Consider the following 22,901-nt stretch of genomic DNA (forward strand, 5'->3'; position numbering starts at 1 on the left):
ATTTCCGGACAGATCAAAATTCGAGATGCGGCGAGTTGACTGCCGCATGCAGCAGCTTGAGATAGTCATCCTTCGGAACGTCGATCGCCCCGAAGGTCTTCAGGTGTTCTGTCGTGAACTGCGTATCGAGCAGCTCGAACCCCTTGGCCTTCATCCGTTCCACCAGATGCACGAGGCAGATCTTGGACGCGTCGGTTCGGCGCGAAAACATGCTCTCGCCGAAGAAAGCAGCGCCAAGCGAAACGCCGTAAAGCCCGCCGACGAGTTCATCGCCGTCATAAGCCTCGACGCTATGGGCATGGCCCATGTGGTGGAGTTCGCGATAGAGCTTGCGGATCGTCTCGTTGATCCAGGTGCTCGGCCGGTCATCGGCCGGTTGCGCGCAAAGCGCGATGACGCCCTCAAAGTCGGTGTCGAAACGGATGTCGAAGGGTTTTTTGCGGACCGTTTTCTGCAGGCTCTTGGAGACGTGAAAAGCGTCGAGCGGCAGGATACCCCGCATCTCGGGATCGACCCAGAATATCTCCGGATCATCGGCGGCTTCCGCCATCGGGAAAAGCCCGATGGAATAGGCTCGCAACAGAATTTCCGGGGTTATTGCCGGGTAATATTTGCCACGACGCCCTGCCATCGGTCTCCTTGATCCGGCCATCGCATTCCGCGCCTCATCTGGCGCGGAATGGTCGACAGCATCTTATGAACCGCTAACGGATCGTGTGGATCCGGTAGGTAGCGTCTAGTGAGACTTGTCGCCGGCCAGATGGTTCTCCAGCCAGTGAATATCGTAGTTGCCGCTCAAGATATCCGGATTGTCCACCAGTTCCTGGAAGAGGGGAAGCGTGGTCTTGATACCATCCACGACGAACTCGTCCAGCACGCGGCGAAGGCGCATCATGCATTCGGCGCGGGTGCGTCCGTGCACGATGAGCTTGCCGATAAGGCTGTCGTAGTAAGGCGGGATCTTGTAGCCGGCATAGGCACCCGAATCGACGCGAACGCCGAGACCGCCGGGAGCATGGAAATGCGTGATCGTGCCGGGCGACGGAACGAAGGTCCGTGGATCCTCGGCATTGATGCGGCACTCGATCGCATGGCCCTGGAACTGGATCTCTTCCTGGGTCACGGACAGGCCGTTTCCGGAGGCAACACGGATCTGCTCGTGCACCAGGTCGATATTGGTGATCGCTTCGGTGATCGGATGCTCGACCTGAAGACGGGTGTTCATTTCGATGAAATAGAACTCGCCGTTTTCGTAGAGGAATTCGACCGTACCGGCGCCGCGATACTTCATCTTCTTCATGGCGTCGGCGCAGATCTGGCCGATCTTCATGCGCTGTTCGACATCGAGGGCCGGCGAATTGGCTTCTTCCCAGACCTTCTGGTGGCGGCGCTGCAGCGAGCAGTCGCGTTCACCCAGATGAATGGCATTGCCTTCGCCATCACCGACGACCTGGATCTCGATATGCCGCGGCTTGCCGAGATACTTTTCCATGTAGACGGCATCGTTGCCGAAAGCTGCGAGCGCTTCGGAACGGGCCGTGGACACGGCCTCCTCGAGCTCGGCCTCGGTCTTTGCCACCTTCATGCCGCGGCCACCGCCGCCGGCGGTCGCCTTGATCAGCACCGGGAAACCGATTTCGCGGGCAATTTCGAGCGCGTTCTCAGGCAGAACTTCGCCGGGCGAACCGGGAACGACCGGAATGCCAAGCTCCACTGCTGTCTTCTTGGCAGTGATCTTGTCGCCCATCAGGCGGATGTGCTCGGCGGTCGGTCCAATGAAGGTGATGCCGTGTGCTTCCAGAATGTCTGCGAACTTGGCGTTCTCGGACAGGAAGCCGTAACCGGGATGAACGGCGTCGGCACCGGTGATCTCGCAGGCGGCAACAATTTGGTGGATGTTCAGATAGCTGTCACGCGAAGGCGGCGGGCCGATGCAGACGCTCTCGTCGGCGAGGCGCACATGCATCGCATCCGAATCGGCCGTCGAGTGAACGGCGACGGTCGCGATGCCGAGTTCCTTGCAGGCGCGCAGGACGCGAAGTGCAATCTCGCCGCGGTTGGCTATGAGGATTTTCGAGATCATGAGATCGCCTTACTCGATGATAACGAGCGGCTGGCCATATTCGACAGGCTGCCCGTCTGTGACCAGGATTTCCGTAACCTTGCCGGACTTCGGCGAGGGGATCTGGTTCATCGTCTTCATTGCTTCGATGATGACGAGGGTCTGGCCTTCCTTCACCGTTGCGCCGACTTCAACGAAGTTGCGCGAACCGGGAGCAGGTGCAAGGTAGACAGTGCCGACCATCGGAGCGGTGAGCGCGTTCTTGAGGTCCGGGCCGGCGGCGGCAACGGGTGCTGCTGCGGCAGGAGCGGCGGCAAGCGCCGGAGCGGCTGCAATCGGAGCCTGAACGTACTGGGGGGTGCCTGCGCGCGAAACACGGATGCGCAGGTCGTCCTGTTCGACTTCGATCTCGGTGAGATCGGTGTCGTTGAGGATGTTCGCGAGATCGCGGATCAGTCCCTTGTCGATACCGGCTTTCTTCTCAGACATGGCAAACCCTACTGTTTTGTTATGTTGTCAGGCGATGGTGGACTTCAAGGCGTGCAGCGCGAGCACGTAACTCTGCGTGCCGAACCCGCAGATGATGCCCTTGCAGGCCGGTGCAATCATGGAATGGTGGCGGAATTCCTCCCGCGCATGCACATTCGAGATATGAAGTTCCACCACCGGTACGGAAATGGCCTTGATCGCATCATGAAGGGCGATCGAGGTATGGGTGAAGGCGCCGGCATTGATGGCGACACCAGAAGCCCGCTCGCCGGCTTCATGTATCCAATCAATGAGGACGCCCTCGTGATTGCTCTGGCGAAACTCGACAGTCAGTCCGAGTTCGTCAGCAACGGCCGCACATTCCTGCTCGACATCGGCCAAGGTCTTGCCGCCGTAGATGCCAGGTTCGCGTTTTCCCAACATGTTGAGGTTGGGACCGTTGAGGACGAAAATCGGTTTGCTCATCGAGATAACTATTTGTTCCACCCAGAATTCAGCGGCCACGTATAAACCGCTGGGACGGCAAGGGAAAGCCCCTGACGCGCCTAAACGCCATGCATCCACCGGCGAACGGGCAAGAATGCAGCATCCCGCTCGAAATCTCGGCCGTCAGCAGCTGGCCTTTCCGCAAGCGCGCACATTGGCGACCTTTTCCTCGATCGTATCGAGGCCAACAGCACCGAACACGGCCTCGTCTCCGACAACATAAGTCGGCGTGCCGGTGATGCCGATCGCGGTGGCCAACTGATAGGCCTGGCGTACGAGATCGTCGTTGGGATTGTCCTTCATCGACTTCCGCAGTGCTGCTCCGTCGATCCCAAGCGCGGTGGCGACAGAGAGCGCGGTCTCTTCGGACGCTTGCTCGCGGCTGCCGAGCAGCGTGCGGTGGAACTCGGCATACTTTGTCGGGGCGACCAGACGCACCGCATTGGCCACCTTGTGCGCAGCAATCGAGTCCGGGCCGAGGATCGGGAATTCCTTCAGCACGAAGCGGACGTTCTTGTCCTTCTTGAGAATGGTGTCCATGTCGGCCAGCGCATGCTTGCAGTAGCCGCAATTGTAATCGAAGAATTCAACGACCGTGACGTCGCCCTTCGGATTGCCAAGCGTGATGTCGGTGGGGGAGGCAAAGATCGCCTCCTTGTTGGCCGCGACCGCCTTGGTGGACTGGTCGACGCGCTGGTTCTGCTGCTTGGCCTCCAGCGCGTTCTGGACCTCGATCATCACTTCCGGGTTCTGGATAAGATATTCCCGGATGAATTCGCCCATCTCCTTCTTCTGCTGGTCATCAAGCGCAAAGGCCGGAACGGCAAACGCCGTTGCGGCCAGCATCGAACCGGCAGCAAGCGTCTTCAGTATCGGGTTGAGAAGGCGGGTCATTCGTTTCCTCGTCGGTCTATTGGGCGTGGCTTCGCGCGAAACGCCGCACCATCATGTCTGTTTGCGCCAAAACTAAGCCAGCGTGGCGCGAGGCGATAGAGTAAAAACGGCAGGGGTGCCCGGGACTGCGCAACAGTGGCCGACTCCGTAGGGCAGGCGGTAGAAAAAGCACTCACAATCAAAGCCTTGGATCCATTTCCGGAATCAATCAGCAAGCGACTTGAATCATTTTCTGAGGACATGCCGCAGACAAAAAAACGGCCGCGTCAGACGCGGCCGTTTCGATTTCTAGGATGGGTTACGGCTCAAAAGAAGCCGCGCTTCTGCCACCAGCCGCCCTTTTTGGGCTTGGCCGGATCGCCGTCGCTCTCGGTCGCTGCCTTGGCAGGATCGGAGCTCTTCACCACCGCTTCGCTGGACGAAGAGATGTTGGAGGCGCGGTTCGCGCGGGCAGGCTTCGATTCGTCCGCATCATCGGCAGCGACAGCCTGTGGAGCAGGCTCTGCGACCGGCGCGGCTTCTTCGGCCTGCGGGGCTTCTGCGACAGGTGAGGCTTCAGCGGCCGGCGTAGCTTCAGGGGCCTCGGCAGGTGTCTGTTCGCCAAGGGCTGCATCGACCTGTTCGACGATCGCTGCGACCGGAGCTTCCACCGGAAGTTCGACCGGGGCAGGAGCCGGAGCTTCGGCAGCAGTCTCGACGACGGCATCAGGTTCGGCAACAGCCTCAACTTCGGACGAAACCTCTTCCGTCTTAGAAGACGCCTTGCCACGGCGCGAACGGCGTGGCTTCGGCGCAGGCTCGACCGGCGCTGCGGCAACGTCAACAGGCGCAGCTTCGGTTGCAGCACCGACATCAGCGTCCGCGTCAGCAGCGGCAGTTTGGGCCGGGCCGGCTTCAGAACTGTCGTCACCCTCTGCGGCTTCGGTCTCGTCGTCAGACGCGTTCAGCTCCTGACCGTCTTCGGTCCGGTTGCGACGTCCGCCACGCTTGCCGCGACGACGGCGCTTGCGACGCGAGTTCTCATCCGAGTCGTCGCCGTCTGCGACAGGCGCAGTTCCGTCGGCAGCCACTGCTTCGTTCTCATCGCCGTCTTCATCGTCTTCGTCATCGGCACCCGATTCGGCATCGCCGGCAGCGTCGAGCGTCTGGCCTTCGCCATTCTTCTCACCGTTGCGGTTGCGACGACGCCTGCGACGCTTGCGCTTGCGTCCGTTCTGATCATCGCCTTCGGTCCGCTCGCGGTCCTGCTTGGCGGCAGGCGCAGCAGCGACGATCTCCTCGTCTTCTTCCTCTTCATCAACCTCGATGATGATGTCGTCGTCCTCGTCTTCAACGGGGATCGCCGCAAACTGCATCAGGCTTTCGATCTTGACCGGGTTCTCGACGGCTTCGCCGCGATCGATTGCAAAGTGGTTCGAACCGATGGTGACGTCGGATTCGATGAAGATCGACACACCGAAGCGGTTCTCGTAATCCACCACGCTGCCGCGCTTGTGGTTCAGCAGGAACAGCGCGATGTCAGGCGTGGTCCGCACGGTGATGTCGTGTGTGGTGTTTTTCAGCAGGTATTCCTCGACGCCGCGCAGAACATGAAGCGCAACCGACGACTGCGAGCGCACATGACCTGTGCCGCCGCAATGCGAGCAGATCTGCGTGGTCGATTCGAGAACCGATGCGCGGATACGCTGGCGCGACATTTCGAGCAGGCCGAAATGCGAGATACGGCCGACCTGGATGCGGGCGCGATCATTCTTGAGGCAATCCTTCAGCTTCTTCTCGACAGCGCGGTTGTTGCGCTTTTCTTCCATGTCGATGAAGTCGATGACGATCAGACCGGCAAGGTCGCGCAGGCGAAGCTGGCGTGCGACTTCTTCGGCAGCTTCAAGGTTTGTCTGGAGTGCTGTGTCTTCGATCGAATGTTCGCGGGTCGAACGACCGGAGTTCACGTCGACTGCAACCAGAGCTTCGGTCTGGTTGATGATGAGATAGCCACCGGACTTCAGCGTCACCTGCGGCTGCAGCATGCGGTCGAGCTGTGCCTCGATGCCCGAACGGGAAAAGATCGGGTGAAGGTCGCGGTAGGGCTGAACCACCTTGGCATGGCTCGGCATCAGCATCTTCATGAAGTCTTTCGCTTCACGATAGCCTTCTTCGCCGGAGACGATGACCTCGTTGATGTCCTTATTATAAAGGTCGCGGATCGAGCGCTTGATCAGCGAGCCTTCCTCGTAAACGAGGCAAGGTGCGGTCGAGGCGAGCGTCAGCGTACGGACGTTCTCCCAGAGGCGCATCAGATATTCAAAGTCGCGCTTGATTTCGACGCGGGTGCGGTTGGCACCGGCGGTGCGCAGGATGACGCCCATGCCCTGCGGCACGTCCAATTCGCGAGCGACTTCCTTCAGACGCTTGCGGTCGGTCGGCTGGGTTATCTTGCGGGAAATGCCACCGCCACGTGCCGTGTTCGGCATCAGAACCGAGTAGCGGCCTGCGAGCGACAGATAGGTCGTGAGAGCTGCGCCCTTGTTGCCGCGCTCTTCCTTGGCGACCTGCACGAGCAGGATCTGGCGACGCTTGATGACTTCCTGGATGCGATACTGCTTGCGCGGCTTGCGCTGGATGCGATCCGGAACCTCTTCCATGGCGTCTTCGGCGCCAACGGATTCGATCTCTTCCTTCTCGTGGTGATCGTCGTCACCATCATCGTCATCTTCGTTACCGCCACGCCCACCGGCATCCTCGGAAATCGAATCGGTGTCGACCATTGCGGCCATCTCGCCGGGCTTTGAACCCTCGTCGTCGGAAGACGGGTTTTCGTCGGAGGAGGGCGCTTCTTCTTCGGAGACAGTTTCAGTAGCTGGCGCATCTTCGGCAGTCGGCTCGACAACCTTCTTGCGCGAGCGGGTGCGCTTCGGCTTGGCCTTCTTCTCGACCACGTCTGCAACCGGTGCGTCCTCGGCAGCCGGGGCGTCTTCAACTGCAGCTTCAACCGGTTCTTCTACGGCGTTGACAGGGACGATGCCGACATCCGGCTGGTCCTGCTGGGAGAGATCGACCACCGGATCGCCAGGATCCGCCGAATCGGCTTCCGCAATGCGGCGCTGGTCTTCAGCTTCCTGCTGCATCAGCGCCTGCCGGTCGGCCAGCGGGATCTGGTAGTAGTCGGGGTGGATTTCCGCAAAAGCCAGGAAGCCGTGGCGGTTGCCACCGTAATCGACGAACGCGGCCTGCAGCGACGGCTCAACGCGCGTCACTTTGGCCAGATAGATATTGCCCCGGATCTGTTTCTTGTGTTCCGATTCAAAATCGAATTCTTCGATACGGTTGCCGCGTACAACGACTACCCGCGTCTCCTCTTCGTGAGACGCGTCGATAAGCATTTTGTCTGCCATGTAAATTCTGCTCCTCGGCGCCGAGCAAATGCACAAAAGCCTGCCGCGAGGATTTCCCCGACAACAGGCTTGTCATGCGAAATGGTCGTTCCGCCGGATAAAAAGGATCCCGTCGGGTGGGATTGTGCGGGCAACCGGAAAGAAGACGGAGCCAAAGGCGTCCCTGATCTCTCCCGGTTCTGAAAATTGTGCCGCGCCATCAAAAACCAAACGAGAATGACTTTACCATAGGCCCCAAACGGGGCCCGATGAATTTGCTCCAATGAGATTTGCTCGATGGAGCGGTGGGTGGCATGCCACCCGATATGTTTCCGGCCACCGCCGGGCGGATCGTGTATCAGGATGAAGCGTAGCGACGGCGGATGTCTGTCGGTCCATGGCGCCAGATCATTATCAGCTGGCAGCCTATCGGCAGACTATCCCGTCAACACTTCAACCTTCGCTCGCGTTGTATGGTTTATCTGTCACAATAGCAAGGGAAAAGCCGCCTTTGCCATATTGTCGATCGAATTGCCATTCTATGCAAAAACAACGGGCGGACGAGATGATTCGCATCCGATCTGCATGAAATTGCTATGTTAAAAACATGCGGCTGCAGCGGCTGCCGTTGCTGCATTCCGAATGTGCGAAGTCAGGTTAGGGGACTTATGTGAGGGTGGGCAAACCGACGGGTGCGTTGCGTGTATCACATGAGACGTCCAGATACGATTTCGCGACCGGTGCAACCGGTGTCGTAAGGCGAATCGCTTTTGGTTTGGTCATGTTGTTGGCTGGGGCAGCGTTGGCGCCTGCGATGGCGGCAACCACGAAGCCGATCCTCGCATTCGGAGCCCGCATTGCCGGCGACGCGGCACGCAGCCGCATTGTCATCGACTTCGAATCGAAGCCTGAGTTTTCAGTGCACTATGTCGGCGGCCCCGAACGCGTCATTGTCGACCTCTCGGCGACCGCCTTCGGGTTTCCGCCCGAAGATCTATCGCCGCGCGGTCTGTTCAAGGATATCCGCTTCGGCACCATGGATGAACAGAGCGCCCGGATCGTGCTGACCACCAACCGGCCAGTGAAGCTCTCGACGGCGGATGTTCGGCCCGGTGAGAACGGCGTCTGGCGCCTCGTCCTTGATGCCGAGGTCGTCTCGAAGGAAGAATTTGCCGTTCTCCTCAAAGGCCAGGACTGGCGCGCCACGACGCAAACTGACTCGGAGCCGACGCCACTGATGGCCGACGACGGCGTTTTCACCGTTGCGGTCGATGCAGGCCATGGCGGGATCGATGCCGGTGCGACTGCGCTGACGACGAAGACGCAGGAAAAGGTCATTACCCTCGATTTCGCAAAGACGCTTGCCGAGCGCTTGAACCGGCTATCCGGCGTGAAGGCATTTCTGACACGTGACGACGACACGTTTCTTTCGCTGTCGGAGCGGGTGGCGACGGCGCGGGAACATCGCGCCGACCTTTTCATATCCCTTCACGCCGATACGCTGACGCAAAAGGATATCCGCGGTGCCACCGTCTATACCCTCTCCGACAAGGCATCGGACCGGATGGCGGAAAACCTTGCGGCGCGAGAAAATTTTTCTGACCAGCTCGCCGGCTACAGCATTCAGAACGGACCGTCGGACGTGGCGGATATCCTTCTCGACCTGACGCGGCGCGAGACCCAGGCCTTCTCGATCGCCATGGCGGACAATGTCGTCAAGTCGTTCGAGGGGCAGATCGGGCTCATCAACAACCCGCATCGGCAGGCAAGCTTCCAGGTGCTGCGGGCGCCGGATATTCCCTCCGTCCTGCTCGAGCTGGGTTTTCTGTCCAATCAGGAAGACGAAAAACTTCTGCTCGATCAGAACTGGCGCAACCGGATTGCAGACCTGATTGCCGCAGCCGTCGATCGGTATCGCGGTCACTCTGTCGCCAACGGCGGGTGAAGGGAGTGCTGCGTCCCATGCGGCGTGGCTGACGTGCAACAACGGCCCGGGAATATCCCGGTATACAAGCTAAGTTGCGGAAATACCTTGGTTGAAGCCCTATTTTACGCACATTCAGACGGTTACACCCTGCTGCACGAGGCAGGGCGGATAACGCGCCTTTTATCCTCGACGCCTTGCGCTGGCGTAATCACCGTGCAAAACGCCGAGAACCATGCGATGTTGCGCCTTGCGCAGCAACCCGAAAGCCGAACGGTAGCTTCGACATGATCAGATTGATTGGATACTTCTTTGGAATGGCCTGCGTCCTTTTTCTGGGCGTTGCTGCAGCGGTTGCCATCTATTTGAATGGTGTATCCAAGGATTTGCCCGATTATGCGGTCCTTGCTGCCTATGAGCCTCCGGTTGCCACGCGTGTCCATGCCGGCAACGGTGCGCTGGTCACGGAATATGCGCGCGAGCGTCGCTTGTTCCTCCCCATCCAGGCTATCCCCGACCGGGTCAAGGCGGCCTTCCTGTCTGCTGAAGACAAGAATTTCTACAACCACCCCGGCGTCGATATCTTCGGCCTTGGCCGCGCGGTTGTGAACAATCTCCAGAACTTCGGCTCAGGCCGTCGTCCGGAAGGTGCGTCCACGATCACCCAGCAGGTGGCAAAGAACTTCCTTCTGTCGGCAGACCAGACGATGGACCGCAAGGTCAAGGAAGCGATCCTGTCGTTCCGCATCGAACAGGCCTACTCGAAGGAGAAGATCCTCGAGCTCTACCTCAACGAGATCTTCTTCGGCCTTAACTCCTATGGCATCGCCGGTGCGGCGTTGACCTATTTCGACAAGTCGGTGACGGAACTGACGACGGCGGAAGCAGCCTATCTCGCGGCGCTGCCGAAAGGCCCCAACAACTATCATCCTTTCCGCCATCAGCAGGCAGCGCTTGATCGCCGCAACTGGGTTGTCGATCGCATGGCGGAAAACGGCTACATTACCCAGATGGACGCCGACGATGCCAAGACCCAGCCGCTTGGCGTCAAGCAGCGCCGGAGTGGTACGCATCTGTTCGCGTCCGACTATTTCTCCGAAGAGGTGCGTCGCCAGATCATTGGCCGGTATGGCGACAAGTCGCTCTATGAAGGCGGCCTGTCCGTCCGCACCTCGATCAATCCCGAGCTTCAGCTTGCTGCGCGCGCCGCGCTGCAGAACGGGCTTCTTGATTACGACGAACGCCGCGGTTTTCAGGGCCCGGTGACCACGGTCGACATTTCACCGGATTGGGGTGTCTCGCTTGCCAAGGCGATCACCGACGGCAAGGCGCCTGACCTGCGCGATGTCCCGGAATGGCAGCTTGCCGTCGTGATCAGCGCGTCCGCCAAGTCCGCCGAGATCGGTCTGCGTCCCGCTGCCGATGGTGGCGGCAAGGTGACCGAAGAGCGCGTGACGGGAACGATCCCCGCGGACGCCATGAAATGGGCCTATCGCGACGCCAAGGGTTCTCGCCGGACGGCGAAAGGTCCCGATGGCGTGCTGAGCCCGGGCGACGTCGTCTATGTCGAGCCGATCAATGAAGAAGCCAAGACCTTCCGGCTGCGTCAGCCTCCGAAGGTACAGGGCGGCTTTGTCGCGATGGACCCGAATACCGGCCGCGTTCTCGCCATGGTCGGCGGCTTCTCCTATGCACAGTCGGAATTCAACCGCGCCACCCAGGCGATGCGTCAGCCGGGTTCGTCGTTCAAGCCCTTCGTCTATTCTGCAGCGCTCGACAACGGCTACACCCCGGCATCGGTTGTGCTTGACGCGCCGATCGAGATTGTTACAGGGGGCCAGGTCTGGCGTCCGTCGAACTACGGTGACAAGGACGGCAACGGTCCGGCAACGCTGCGCACCGGTATCGAAAAGTCGCGCAACCAGATGACTGTCCGCCTGGCGCAAGACATGGGCATGGAACTGGTGGCGGAATATGCCGAACGCTTCGGCATCTACGACAAGATGCTGCCTGTTCTGGCCATGTCGCTCGGTTCCGGCGAAACGACCGTGATGCGGATGGTGTCGGCCTATGCGGTCATCGCCAACGGCGGCAAGCAGATCAAGCCAACCGTGATCGACCGCATTCAGGACCGTTACGGCAAGACCATTTTCCGCCATGAAGAGCGCACCTGCGAAGGCTGCAATGCCAACAGCTGGGCGAACCAGGAAGAGCCGGTTCTGGCCGACAACCGCGAGCAGGTTCTCGATCCGATGACCGCCTACCAGATCACCTCGATGATGGAAGGCGTCGTGCAGCGCGGCAGCGCGGCCGGCAAGATCCATCTGACCGACCGTCCGGTCGCCGGCAAGACCGGAACGACCAATGACGAGAAGGACGCCTGGTTCGTCGGCTTCACGCCGAACATCGTGGCCGGCCTTTATATCGGCTTCGACACACCGGCTCCGCTCGGACGCGGCAGCACGGGGGGCGGACTTGCAGCGCCGATCTTCGGTCAGTTTATCGAAGCGGCGGCAAAGCATATGCCGGCTGAAAAATTCCTGGTGCCGGAAGGCATGCAGTTCGTCGCTGTCAACCGCAAGACGGGCATGATGGCCATGGAAGGCGAGCCGGATACGATCACCGAAGCCTTCAAGCCCGGCACCGGCCCGGCCGACGTCTTCCAGGTCATCGGTGGCGGCGAATACATGACGCAGGACCAGATCCTGGACTCCTCGCCACAGGCACAGCAGGCCATCACGTCCGGTGCCTCCGGCCTGTTTTGATCCTCATACTGACATCCTCTAGGACATCGTCGCGCCGGCCCGGGGTTTACTTCCGGGGCCGGCGCAACTATGTCCACCGCAACTTCGGTCAACAACGAAAAGACGAGAGAAGCATTACGCCATGCGCGCGGAAATCATCAACGTAACCGACGAAATCAAGCAGGCCATAAGCCTGCTGAGGAGGCATCTTTGACTGGGATCAGGCGGTAAGACGACTGGACTGGTTGAACAACAAGGCAGAGGATCCAAACCTCTGGAACGACGCCTCCGAAGCGCAGAAGCTGATGCGCGAGCGTCAGCAGCTGGATGACAGCATCAACGGCGTGCGAGCGCTCGATCAGCAGCTCAACGACAATGTCGAACTCATCGCGATGGGGGAAGACGAGGGCGACGACTCGATCGTTAAAGAGGCCGAGGAAGCGCTGAAGACGTTGCGCACCGAAGCCAACCGCCGGCAGGTGGAGGCGATGCTTTCGGGCGAGGCAGACAGCAACGATACCTATGTCGAAGTGCATTCCGGTGCCGGTGGCACGGAAAGCCAGGACTGGGCGAACATTCTGCTGCGGATGTACACCCGCTGGGCCGAGCGCCAGGGCTACAAGGTCGAGCTCTTGGAAGTGCACGATGGCGAAGAGGCCGGCATCAAGTCCGCGACCATACTCGTCAAGGGACACAATGCGTTCGGCTGGTTGAAGACCGAGTCGGGCGTCCATCGCTTGGTGCGCATTTCGCCCTACGACAGCGCGGCACGCCGCCACACGTCGTTCTCGTCGATCTGGGTCTATCCTGTGGTCGACGACTCGATCAACATCGAGATCAACGAGAGCGATTGCCGCATCGACACCTATCGTTCGTCGGGTGCCGGCGGGCAGCACGTCAACACCACCGACTCGGCCGTGCGTATCACGCACATTCCGTCCGGTATCGTCGTCGCCTGCCAGCAGGAACGCTCGCAGCATAAGAACCGCGCCAAGGCGTGGGACATGCTGCGTGCCCGCATGTACGAAGCGGAACTGATGAAGCGCGAAGCGGCCGCCAATGCGGAAGCTGCCTCGAAGAGCGACATCGGCTGGGGTCACCAGATCCGTTCCTACGTCCTGCAGCCATACCAGTTGGTCAAGGACCTGCGCACCGGCGTCGAAAGCACGGCGCCTGGCGACGTTCTCGACGGCGAACTGAACGAGTTCATGGAAGCAGCCCTTGCACACCGCATCAGCGGCAAGCCCGATCTCGGCGGCGACGCCGAGTAAGGTTTAAAGGCATTCCGAATCACAAACGGCCGGATCTCGCGATCCGGCCGTTTTCGTTTCATTTTGTGGTTGTCAGTCGTTGAACTGCTCGGCCAGAATACGGTCCGACCAGGAATGGTCGGGATCCGATAGAAGCCGTGCCGTCAATTCAGTCGATTGCGCGATGCGGATATGGATGACGGATTTCACCTCGGTATTGTCGGCAACAGCGTTGACCGGCCGCTTTTCCGGCTCGAGGATCTCGATATCGACGCAGACCCGGTTCGGCAAAAGCGCACCGCGCCAGCGACGCGGACGAAACGCACTGACGGGCGTCATCGCCAGAAGCGGCGCCTCCAGCGGCAGGATCGGCCCGTGCGCCGACAGATTGTAGGCGGTGGAGCCGGCAGGCGTCGCGACCATCAGGCCGTCGCAGATCAGTTCCTCCAGCCTTGTGTGCCCATCGACCACCACCTTCAGCTTCGCGGCCTGATAGGATTGGCGGAACAGGTAGACCTCGTTGATCGCGAGCGAGTGGGATATCGCACCCCAGGCATCGGTCGCCGTCATCTTTAGCGGGTGAAACTCGTTTTCGACGGCACGCGCGATTCGGTCGGGAAGATCGACCGTTTCGAAATCGTTCATCAGAAAGCCGACCGAGCCTCGGTTCATGCCGTAGACCCTTTTGCCGATATGCATGGTCTCGTGCAGCGTTTGCAGCATGAGCCCGTCACCACCCAAGGCCACGACCACGTCGGCCTCCACCAGGGGAACGTTTCCGTAAAGCCGGGTCAGCTCGTCAAACGCTGCCTCGGCATCGGGTGCCGTTGAGGCGATGAATGCGAGCTTTTCGGTCGCGATCGACATGGGAAGGCCTTTGGTGTGACGCGGACATGCGCTCAGGGAATACAGGTCTGAAACACCGCATCGTCAACATACGGCGTCCAGCAGGTAGCTATAGGAGAAAAGACAGGACGAACAAGCCGCTTCGGTGCGGCGTCGGTACTTCGTCAGCCATTCCGGCTGCGGGTAGACCACGAGTATCTCGTTTCTCGAAAGTGTTTATCGCGATCAACGGAATTTTCGCTTTACACGAAATCAGAATCTGGTAATTCCACCCCCAGAAGTGCCCTTGTAGCTCAGTTGGTAGAGCACCTGATTTGTAATCAGGGGGTCACGAGTTCGAACCTTGTCGGGGGCACCACTTCTATCCCATTCATTTTGATCGGTTGATCATGCTTTTCTCGGGCTGAGGAGAGCAGGGTGTGACGCACGTCGCTCCGTTGTCTTTCCGGCATCTCTTCTCGTGCCGGCCAATCCTTGCAACATGGAATGCGCTCTGTCAGGATCTCTTAAATTTAAGGGGAGACTGATGGGAAAAGTCTTGATGTGGATTGGCTGGATCGGGATCGTTCTGGTGGTCTGCGCCCTCGTGGCGCTGATGGCCAGCGCCGGGCAGGGGTCCTATGCCCTGCTCGCGCTCTTGGCAGCACTGCCTTGGGCGGCACCCGCCTTCATCGGCTCTGTGCTCGTCGCAGCGTTTGGCAGCATGCTTTTGCAGCTCAATGCGATCCGAGCAGCAACCGAAAGACAGGCCGAACTCTTCGCTCAGTTACTGGACGGCAAGAAGAAGCGTGACGCAGCGGTTGAGGCCTGACGGAAACGTCAATGCATCCTTCGTGCGTCGCTATCTCGCGTTTTCAAAACCATCCGTTTGACGGTTCGCTGCTCAGTAAGCTTCCAACGAACCTCCGGGGCGTCGGGTCTGAGGGCGAAGCAACAGAAAAAGCCGCCTCGACGAATCGGGCGGCTGTCTCTTTAGAGTATGGCAGTTGTGGAAGGGTAGTTCTTACTTATCCATGTCCTGTGCCATCTTGTAGTGATGCTCGAGGGCCGGAAGTGTCTTCGCGGCAAAGGCCTTTAGATCGGCATTTTCACCTTCTTCAGCGTAGCGCTTGAAGAGGTCTACCGCGTCTTCATGTGCTTCGACCTGATCGTCGAAATATTCCTCGATGAAATCGGCACCTTCAAGCTTTGCCAGCTCGTCGACATCTTCCTTGTCATCTTCGGTCAATGCCGTGACAGGATTGCCCTGGACCTTGCCGCTGTCGATCAGCGCCTTGAGTTCGGCAGAAGCCTTTTCATGGTCTGTAATCATCTGCTGCGCAAATTTCTTGGTGGCGTCGTCGCCTTTGGTCAGCGCGAGCTTGCTCGACTCGATCTCGTACATACCGCTCGCAGACGCCTGCATGATAAAGTCTGCGGTGGTCGGAGCGCGACCCAGAACCGAGTTTGCGCCGGTGCTTTCTGCAGCCGACTGCGCGAAAGCTGCCGTTGCGGTCATGAGAAATGCTGCGGTGAGAATTGTTTTTTTCATGGTCGGTATCTCCTGTGAGCCCTACCAACCCATGGAAATCAAAGAGGTTCCGCAAAGATTTTTCAACGTGGTACTTCATCTGATTGAGATAAAGCGTCGAAGCGAGGGGATGACGAAGGCGGCCATTGCGCGTTAACGAACCTGAATGGCAGACAACGGGATATTACGGATTCCGTCAGGATTCGTAGTCTAGCATAAGCACAGCAATCCGCGGCGATTCTCATGCCAGGAGCGGACCGGAGGAAACGGATGCCCACATTCTACGGCAACGATTACGACAACACCGTCTACCAGGATGATTACGATTCTGATCTCACCGTCTACACCTATGGCGGCGACGACCGGATCTTCCTCAACCTCGTCGGCAAATACGGTGGTTTCAACACGGTTTATGCAGGCGCTGACGACGATTTGGTGCAAAATTCCTTCGAAGGCGGCAACAAGATCGATCTCGGCTCCGGCAACGACAGCTACGTCGCAACAGGATTTTCGACGTCGAGCAAGCTCTATGATGTCGTCTATGCCGGCAGCGGCAACGACTCTTTCGAAGTCTCCACCTATCACAGCGACTATTACGGCGAGACGGGCAATGACGCCTTCTTCTCGGTCGGCTATCGCAACTATTTCAACGGTGGCTCGGGGACCGATACGATCAGCTATGAGACGCAGGACGAGGATGATGATCTGGCCGGTCTCGGCGTCGCCATCGATCTCGGCAAGGGCTCGGCGCAGACGCTCGGAACCAGTTACAAAGAGACGCTCGTCAGCATCGAGAATGCCATCGGAACCGGTGCGAGCGACAAGATCTACGGCTCATCCGGCGCAAACAAGCTTTGGGGCGATGATGGAAACGACTTGATCGACGGCAAGGGCGGTAATGACACGCTCTACGGCGGCGCCGGTAACGACGACCTCTACGGTGGAAGCGGCAACGACAAGCTGTACGGCGGATCCGGCAACGACCATCTCTATGGTGGATCCGGCGCCGATACGTTCGTGTTCACCTCGATCGCAGACTCCAAGGCAAACAGCAGCCGCGACATCATCCAGGACTTCAGCCGCGCCGAAGACGATTATATCGATCTCCGGTCGATCGATGCGGATACGACCTTCGGCGGTAATCAGTCCTTCGATTTCATCGGTTCGAAAGGCTTTTCGGGCGAGGCGGGCGAGTTGCGCTTTAGCGGCGGCATCGTCTCAGGCGATGTGAACGGCGACGGTTATGCCGACTTCCAGATCAAGATCGCGGGCCAGACCAAAATGTACGACAGCGATTTCTTCCTCTGAGATATCGAGCTGTCTTAGGAAGGCGCTTCTGAAAGGAGGCGCCTTTTTTCGTGGTCGAGAGAATTTGGAAAACTACAGGACTTCAACCGATGCACCGGTCGCGATGAAGTCGCCATTGGCGAAATCAGTCTCATCCGATCGACCGACCTTGCCGTACCGGAGCGGCTGTCCGTCGATAGCGCAGGTCTTGCCACCGGCGGCGCGCAGGACCGCATCTCCGGCTGCCGTGTCCCACTCCATCGTCCGGCCGAACCGCGGATAAATGTCGGCGGCACCTTCCGCCAGCAGACCGAATTTCAGCGATGAACCGACGGAAAGGGTTTCGAGGTCGCCGTATTGCGCCAGGAAATCATCCGTTTCGACAGTTCGGTGGGACCGGCTGGCACAGGCGATGGGTCGCCGTGGCATGACGCGGGCGCGGATCGCCTGACGGTTTTCGATGGTGAAACCGGGGGCGATTGCGAGCTTGGACGCTTGGTTCTGTGCGCCGCCATAGCCGACGTTGAGCGCCGGAGCATACACGATACCAACGGTCGGAAGGGCATTTTCGATCAGCGCAATATTGACGGTGAAGTCATCGCGGCCGTTGATGAATTCACGTGTGCCGTCAAGCGGGTCGATCAGGAAGAAACGACCACCGGAAATATCGGGGATCTGCCCGGCGGCGACGGCTTCTTCTGCAACCGCGGGGATCGCCGGCCAATGCTGCGCAAGCGCTTCGAGAATGATCGCTTCCGCGGCTTCGTCAGCCTCCGTCACCGGCGAGTGGTCAGGCTTGTAGTGGGTATGAGCGCCACGGCCACGGATCTCAAGAATCGTGCGGCCTGCATCGAGCGCGATCGTCTCGAATATGGAAAGCATACTCATCATGAAGACGATCTACTGCCTTGCCTTCAGCAGCGCAAGCTCGTCTCGCCTCTACATCACCGTGCCTATGCCATTGGTTGCTGACGACCGACGGCCCAGGAATTGCCAAGGTGCGCATCCGCCGCGGCCGGAAGATCCGATGCTCCGTGGCGAAGCTGGGGCCGCAGCACGCCCGCGGCGCGTCGGGCGCCGAGCCGTGCAATCATGCCGATCGTCCGCGAGAGCTCTGCCAATAATTCGCGCATGCAGGGTGTGTGTGGGCTGGCCGGCCCAGCCCCCGATGCCGCGGAATGCGGCTCGCTCCAGCTAATCACCGGGTGGTGATATGACGGAAGTGAATCGGATCCGCCAGCATCGGGTTCGGTATAAGCAAGGGTAAGCCCGCGTAAGCGGGGCGACTTACTGAGGCGACGCCGGAACGGTGCGAGGGGGGCGAGGCGGTCCGGCGAGATCGGCAGGGTCGCAAGTGAGGCCGGGACGTCTTTGATTGGTTCGGCATCGATATCGGCAAGAAAGGTTTGCGGTTGAACATGAAAGCCGGCCTCTAGTGCAGCCTCAATGAAATCGGCGCGGGCAAGGGCCGCTACGCTTCGGCCCGTCAGCACATCGCGGCACGCCATCACCGCCGCCATATGCGCTTCTGTGCGTGCGGCCGGCCATCCGCTGAGCAGCATAAGAGCGGCATCCAGCGTGCCTTGCACGATGATCGGCCCCGGTTGGCCGAAGATTTCCAGGATGACAGGTTGCTTCCAAGTCCCGCGATCCATCCAAGCTCTCCCATTTAAGATAATTAGGAGGTGCTCATATAAAGCTTGCGCCAGGATGGAGCGCAGCGGCCCGACGGTTTTCGTCAGGCCGCTAACGTAATTTCAGGAGATCTTCAGGAGATGCTGCCTTGTCGCGTAAAGAGCAATCGCTGCGGCATTCGAGACGTTGAGCGACTTGATCTCGCCGGGCATGTCGAGCCGGGCCAACGCATTCACCGTTTCGCGGGTCTTCTGGCGCAAGCCCTTGCCCTCGGATCCGAGGACCAAAGCAATCCGCTCACCGGAGAACGTGCCTTCCAGCGGGGCAGGACCTTCCGAATCAAGCCCGATCGTCTGGAAACCAAGCTTGTGAATCGATTCCAGTGCGTCGGCGAGGTTGGTGATCTGGATATACGGGATGAGTTCCAGTGCGCCGGATGCGGATTTTGCCAGCACGCCTGACTCGGTCGGGCTATGTCTCTGAGTAGTGATGAGGGCGCCTGCGCCGAACGCTACGGCCGATCGCATGACGGCACCGACGTTATGAGGATCCGTTACCTGGTCGAGTACCAGGAGAAGCGGGCTCTCTTTAAGGGCTTCAAGCCGGCGTACGGGCAGGGGCCGCGTTTCCAGCATCACGCCCTGGTGGATCGCCTCGGGACCCAGCACCTTGTCGATATCCTGCGGCGAGACGAACTCGACAGGAAAAGACAGCTCGCTCGATTCGCCGATCTCCAGTCGCATAAAGGCGTTTTGTGTCACCGAAAGCTTGATCAGCTTGCGCTCCGGGTTCTGGATCGCAGCCCGAACCGTATGGAGACCGTAGAGCAGCACCTGTTCCGGCTGCAGCTGCGGTGGCGTCCAATCCTTGGCGCCCTTGTTGGATTTGACGCGGCCCTGCTGCGGCGTCGGGATCTCGCCGCGTTCGCGCTTGGTATCGCGAACATTCCGGCGAAGCGTCGCGTAATGGGTGTCGCGGGCGGTTTTGTCTTTAGGATCTTTTGTGCTCATGCTGCCTTATATCGAGGAGCGCGGTTTCGGCAAAGCCCTCCGCTCGAGCCTTCGTCGGATGTCATGACGATATCCAATTTTTTCCTCCTTTTTTCAAAGAGGTCGTGTTGACAGACGGACATGAGGCCGTCATATACGCGGCGCAGACCGAGGGGCGGCAAGCCAGACGGTCAGCAGACTTGGTCTAACGATCCAGACGAATGGAGAGATGCCCGAGTGGTTAAAGGGGACGGACTGTAAATCCGTTGGCTACGCCTACGTTGGTTCAAATCCAACTCTCTCCACCATTCGTCTTCGAGATCGGACCACCCCCGCGGGTATAGCTCAATGGTAGAGCAGCAGCCTTCCAAGCTGAATACGCGGGTTCGATTCCCGCTACCCGCTCCAATATCCCGGACAAATGATTTCTATTTTCGACCGGTTTGATCCATTCAAACATCGCGTCGATTTGTGCTCGTGTTGATCACGTGCGGCACGCGCAAAAACCGGATCGGACGTCAGGATTACGTATCAGGCCATCACCATCTCTGCGGCGGCCATACTTCCGGCAGACGGGGAGGGCGACACGCCGAGGCCTTGAAATACAGGCAGATAGAGCGCCATCTTTCGGCCTGCCCCTTGTACGGGGCGGCGGCGTAATTATGTCTTGCGCAATCCTTGGGAAAGCCTTAAACGGCGACACCAAACCCGGTCGCCGGGTCAACCTCTTATGTTCACAGGAAGCATTCAATGGCAAAGAGCAAGTTTGAGCGCAATAAGCCTCACGTCAACATTGGCACGATCGGTCACGTCGACCACGGAAAGACGTCGCTGACTGCGGCGATCACGAAGTACTTCGGCGAATTCAAGGCCTACGACCAGATCGACGCTGCTCCTGAAGAGAAGGCCCGCGGCATCACCATTTCGACGGCACACGTCGAATACGAAACGCCAAACCGCCACTACGCACACGTCGACTGCCCCGGCCACGCCGACTACGTTAAGAACATGATCACCGGTGCGGCGCAGATGGACGGCGCGATCCTGGTTTGCTCGGCTGCCGACGGCCCGATGCCACAGACCCGCGAGCACATCCTGCTTGCTCGTCAGGTTGGCGTTCCGGCGATCGTCGTGTTCCTCAACAAGGTTGACCAGGTCGACGACGAAGAGCTCCTCGAGCTCGTCGAACTGGAAGTTCGCGAACTTCTGTCGTCCTACGACTTCCCGGGCGACGACATTCCGATCGTCAAGGGTTCGGCTCTGGCCGCTCTTGAAGATTCGAACAAGAAGATCGGCGAAGACGCCGTTCGCGAACTGATGGCAGCTGTTGACGCCTACATCCCGACGCCTGAGCGTCCGATCGACCAGCCGTTCCTGCTGCCGATCGAAGACGTGTTCTCGATCTCGGGCCGTGGTACGGTCGTGACCGGTCGCGTCGAGCGTGGCATCGTCAAGGTTGGTGAAGAAGTCGAAATCGTCGGCATCCGCGCCACGACCAAGACGACTGTTACCGGCGTTGAAATGTTCCGCAAGCTGCTCGACCAGGGCCAGGCCGGCGACAACATCGGCGCTCTGATCCGTGGCGTACAGCGTGACGGCGTTGAGCGTGGCCAGATCCTGTGCAAGCCGGGTTCGGTCAAGCCGCACAAGAAGTTCATGGCAGAAGCCTACATCCTGACCAAGGAAGAAGGCGGCCGTCATACGCCGTTCTTCACGAACTACCGTCCTCAGTTCTACTTCCGTACAACGGACGTGACCGGTATCGTTTCGCTTCCAGAAGGCACGGAAATGGTTATGCCAGGCGACAACGTCACCGTTGAAGTCGAGCTGATCGTTCCGATCGCGATGGAAGAAAAGCTGCGCTTCGCGATCCGCGAAGGCGGTCGTACTGTCGGCGCCGGCATCGTTGCCTCGATCATCGAGTAATCGATAGATCAACCACTTGAAAAAGGCCTCGCGGGAAACCGCGGGGCCTTTTTCGTTACAGCGTGTTGAAATCGGTCAGGAGACGTCCGCAGGAAGCGCGTACGCCGTTCAGCCAAAGAGTTCATTCATATAGCGGAACTGCGTGCTGCCGCCTGGCTTGGCCCAGCTCTTCGGCAGGCGTGGCGCAGGCTCCATCAGCCGTGCTGCAACATTCTCGGCGCCTGCTTCAATCGCGTCTCTCCCGATGAAACCACCGCGGACCTGCGTCGTCGCGGCAAGCGCCCGCTGGAAGGCGTCGAACAGTTCCATGTCCGGCCGTCCCGGATTCGTCCAGAACTCCGCGAGTGGCCCTTGGAACGTCAGCCCGGGGATGTCGTATACCGCAGCGCCCAGCGCAACTACCGGCTTTGCCATCGATAGCGCGGTCAGTCCGACGGTCGAGTTGACTGTGACGACGCCGGCCGCGCGGGTGATAAGGTCGTCGGTGTCGCCCCCATCCGCATAGAAGACACGGTCCGATATTCCGTGGCGGTTTGAGGCGGCCCGGATGCGCTCGGGCCAGCGCGACAGTCCATTGTCGATCGGATGGACCTTGAACAGCAGGCGGTCGTTACTGCCTGCGTGCTTTGCGAAAGAAGCAATCACCGAATCGACGATGGCGAAGAGGTCGCCGCCGGGGGCGTGACGGATGATCTGGTAATCCCCAGGAAGCTGCAATGGAAACAGGAAGACCCGAGGCAAGCGCACGCCATCCGCCGTCTGAATCGGGGTGAGGGCGGCTGTGGTCGCGAGATCGGCGTTCCGTCGCCGAGATTTCATCCTTAGCGCCTTCCAGATCCAGCCGGCATATTCCCCAACCGGATGCACGGGCCCATGGGTCCGGTAGTGGGGATGAACGAGCCATCCCAAGAGAACATTGGGAACGTGATAGACAAGATCGTAGAGCGCGTAGGTCAAGAAGCTGGAGCGGTAGCGTCCGACCCCGTCAATGGCCGGTGCGCTTTCCGCGATCATGCGGATACGCTCCGCATCCTGCGGGAAGCGAGAATGTGCCGACATGCCATCCGGCTCTATCGTCAGCCAGTCGGGCCGCAGATACCCGTGTTCGAGAATATGGACGTCAACGGCTCTGGCTGACGCAACGGCAGCCGCGCTGTGATGCGGCGCACGACCATCACCAAGCATGACGATATCGGTTACATTGTGATCGCTTATGTAGCGATCGAGATACACTGCCCAATGTTCAGGCTTTTCGCGAAACAGTTCGCTTTTGCGCGGCCACCAAAACACCACATCACCTAAGGATAGGTTGATCTTCGATACCTTCGCGCCTTTGTTTTCAATGGCTTCCGCGAGCTTCTTGAGAAACGGCGAGGCGGGTCCTTGAAGCAGCAGGAATCGGCGTTGATGCATGGCGACGTAACCTTGGGATATGCTTCGTGCGTAAAAGGCGCCATTGACGACGGTGGTGCCTTCGTGAAAGTACCGGAA

At 59.4% G+C, this 22,901-nt stretch carries 18 protein-coding genes and 3 tRNA genes; 9 read left to right on the forward strand and 12 right to left on the reverse strand.

The annotated features are described in order from the left end of the window. Nucleotides 1–13 precede the first annotated feature (13 nt). From aat to J3A65_RS07695, 6 genes are all read right to left on the reverse strand, one after another. Nucleotides 14–631 carry a leucyl/phenylalanyl-tRNA--protein transferase gene (gene aat / locus J3A65_RS07670; protein ID WP_062453189.1) on the reverse strand — a complete coding sequence of 206 codons (618 nt, stop codon included), beginning with the start codon at nt 629–631 and terminating at the stop codon, nt 14–16. 105 nt (nt 632–736) lie between these two features. Then, entirely contained in the window at nt 737–2,083 is a 1,347-nt protein-coding gene (accC, locus tag J3A65_RS07675) for an acetyl-CoA carboxylase biotin carboxylase subunit (RefSeq protein ID WP_062580065.1), read from the reverse strand. Nucleotides 2,084–2,092: 9 nt separating this feature from the next. Continuing rightward, complete coding sequence (gene accB, locus J3A65_RS07680) at nt 2,093–2,551, reverse strand: acetyl-CoA carboxylase biotin carboxyl carrier protein (protein ID WP_113111008.1); 459 nt, start codon at nt 2,549–2,551, stop codon at nt 2,093–2,095. A 27-nt stretch (nt 2,552–2,578) separates the two neighbouring features. After that, nucleotides 2,579–3,016: a type II 3-dehydroquinate dehydratase gene (aroQ, locus tag J3A65_RS07685; protein WP_209903385.1), complete on the reverse strand. Its 438-nt coding sequence runs from the start codon at nt 3,014–3,016 to the stop codon at nt 2,579–2,581. A 144-nt stretch (nt 3,017–3,160) separates the two neighbouring features. After that, nucleotides 3,161–3,883 carry a DsbA family protein gene (locus J3A65_RS07690; RefSeq protein WP_245341631.1) on the reverse strand — a complete coding sequence of 241 codons (723 nt, stop codon included), beginning with the start codon at nt 3,881–3,883 and terminating at the stop codon, nt 3,161–3,163. 353 nt (nt 3,884–4,236) lie between these two features. After that, nucleotides 4,237–7,320, reverse strand: a complete 3,084-nt coding sequence (locus J3A65_RS07695; protein WP_209900613.1) for a ribonuclease E/G — start codon at nt 7,318–7,320, stop codon at nt 4,237–4,239. A gap of 760 nt (nt 7,321–8,080) precedes the next feature. Here J3A65_RS07695 and J3A65_RS07700 point away from each other — a divergent pair. The 3 genes from J3A65_RS07700 to prfB all read left to right on the forward strand — a co-directional run bounded on the left by J3A65_RS07700 (nt 8,081) and on the right by prfB (nt 13,238). Then, nucleotides 8,081–9,244, forward strand: a complete 1,164-nt coding sequence (locus tag J3A65_RS07700; RefSeq protein ID WP_062453183.1) for an N-acetylmuramoyl-L-alanine amidase — start codon at nt 8,081–8,083, stop codon at nt 9,242–9,244. 266 nt (nt 9,245–9,510) lie between these two features. Beyond that, on the forward strand, nt 9,511–11,988 hold the full coding sequence (locus J3A65_RS07705; RefSeq protein ID WP_209900615.1) for a penicillin-binding protein 1A: 2,478 nt from the start codon (nt 9,511–9,513) through the stop codon (nt 11,986–11,988). Between the two features lie 121 nt (nt 11,989–12,109). Continuing rightward, nucleotides 12,110–13,238, forward strand: a protein-coding gene (gene prfB / locus J3A65_RS07710) for a peptide chain release factor 2 (RefSeq protein WP_209900617.1) whose coding sequence is annotated in 2 segments (ribosomal slippage) — nt 12,110–12,178 and nt 12,180–13,238 — 1,128 coding nt in all. Because the reading frame shifts where the segments join, the coding sequence is not laid out codon by codon here. A gap of 72 nt (nt 13,239–13,310) precedes the next feature. Here the strand turns inward: prfB and J3A65_RS07715 are convergent. Next, nucleotides 13,311–14,084 carry an NAD kinase gene (locus tag J3A65_RS07715; RefSeq protein WP_062580078.1) on the reverse strand — a complete coding sequence of 258 codons (774 nt, stop codon included), beginning with the start codon at nt 14,082–14,084 and terminating at the stop codon, nt 13,311–13,313. A gap of 261 nt (nt 14,085–14,345) precedes the next feature. Here J3A65_RS07715 and J3A65_RS07720 point away from each other — a divergent pair. After that, nucleotides 14,346–14,421, forward strand: a tRNA-Thr gene (locus tag J3A65_RS07720). A gap of 168 nt (nt 14,422–14,589) precedes the next feature. After that, nucleotides 14,590–14,874 (forward strand): hypothetical protein, encoded by a 285-nt coding sequence (locus J3A65_RS07725; RefSeq protein WP_139283848.1) that lies wholly within the window; start codon nt 14,590–14,592, stop codon nt 14,872–14,874. A 192-nt stretch (nt 14,875–15,066) separates the two neighbouring features. On the opposite strand, the gene J3A65_RS07730 is transcribed toward J3A65_RS07725, so the two are convergent. Further along, complete coding sequence (locus tag J3A65_RS07730) at nt 15,067–15,594, reverse strand: DUF4142 domain-containing protein (protein WP_062453178.1); 528 nt, start codon at nt 15,592–15,594, stop codon at nt 15,067–15,069. A gap of 249 nt (nt 15,595–15,843) precedes the next feature. Between J3A65_RS07730 and J3A65_RS07735 the strand changes: the two genes are divergently transcribed. Further along, nucleotides 15,844–16,881: a calcium-binding protein gene (locus J3A65_RS07735; RefSeq protein WP_062580084.1), complete on the forward strand. Its 1,038-nt coding sequence runs from the start codon at nt 15,844–15,846 to the stop codon at nt 16,879–16,881. A gap of 72 nt (nt 16,882–16,953) precedes the next feature. On the opposite strand, the gene cysQ is transcribed toward J3A65_RS07735, so the two are convergent. The 3 genes from cysQ to J3A65_RS07750 form a co-directional block, all read right to left on the reverse strand. Next, the gene (gene cysQ / locus J3A65_RS07740) at nt 16,954–17,751 is read right to left on the reverse strand and encodes a 3'(2'),5'-bisphosphate nucleotidase CysQ (protein ID WP_209900619.1); all 798 of its coding nucleotides are present in this window, start codon (nt 17,749–17,751) and stop codon (nt 16,954–16,956) included. A 62-nt stretch (nt 17,752–17,813) separates the two neighbouring features. Continuing rightward, a complete protein-coding gene (locus J3A65_RS07745) occupies nt 17,814–18,515 on the reverse strand; it encodes a DUF982 domain-containing protein (protein WP_113167067.1) in 702 nt (233 codons plus the stop codon). 102 nt (nt 18,516–18,617) lie between these two features. After that, complete coding sequence (locus J3A65_RS07750) at nt 18,618–19,505, reverse strand: RNA methyltransferase (protein WP_092662035.1); 888 nt, start codon at nt 19,503–19,505, stop codon at nt 18,618–18,620. 202 nt (nt 19,506–19,707) lie between these two features. Between J3A65_RS07750 and J3A65_RS07755 the strand changes: the two genes are divergently transcribed. From J3A65_RS07755 to tuf, 3 genes are all read left to right on the forward strand, one after another. After that, nucleotides 19,708–19,792, forward strand: a tRNA-Tyr gene (locus tag J3A65_RS07755). A gap of 26 nt (nt 19,793–19,818) precedes the next feature. Further along, nucleotides 19,819–19,892: transfer RNA gene (locus J3A65_RS07760), tRNA-Gly, on the forward strand. A 342-nt stretch (nt 19,893–20,234) separates the two neighbouring features. Continuing rightward, a complete protein-coding gene (gene tuf / locus J3A65_RS07765) occupies nt 20,235–21,410 on the forward strand; it encodes an elongation factor Tu (RefSeq protein ID WP_092662037.1) in 1,176 nt (391 codons plus the stop codon). A gap of 108 nt (nt 21,411–21,518) precedes the next feature. On the opposite strand, the gene J3A65_RS07770 is transcribed toward tuf, so the two are convergent. After that, a complete protein-coding gene (locus tag J3A65_RS07770; RefSeq protein ID WP_209900621.1) occupies nt 21,519–22,823 on the reverse strand; it encodes a capsular biosynthesis protein in 1,305 nt (434 codons plus the stop codon). Between the last annotated feature and the right edge of the window lie 78 nt (nt 22,824–22,901).

This window comes from Rhizobium sp. PvP014 (assembly GCF_017876855.1).
Taxonomy (GTDB): Bacteria; Pseudomonadota; Alphaproteobacteria; order Rhizobiales; family Rhizobiaceae; genus Neorhizobium; species Neorhizobium soli.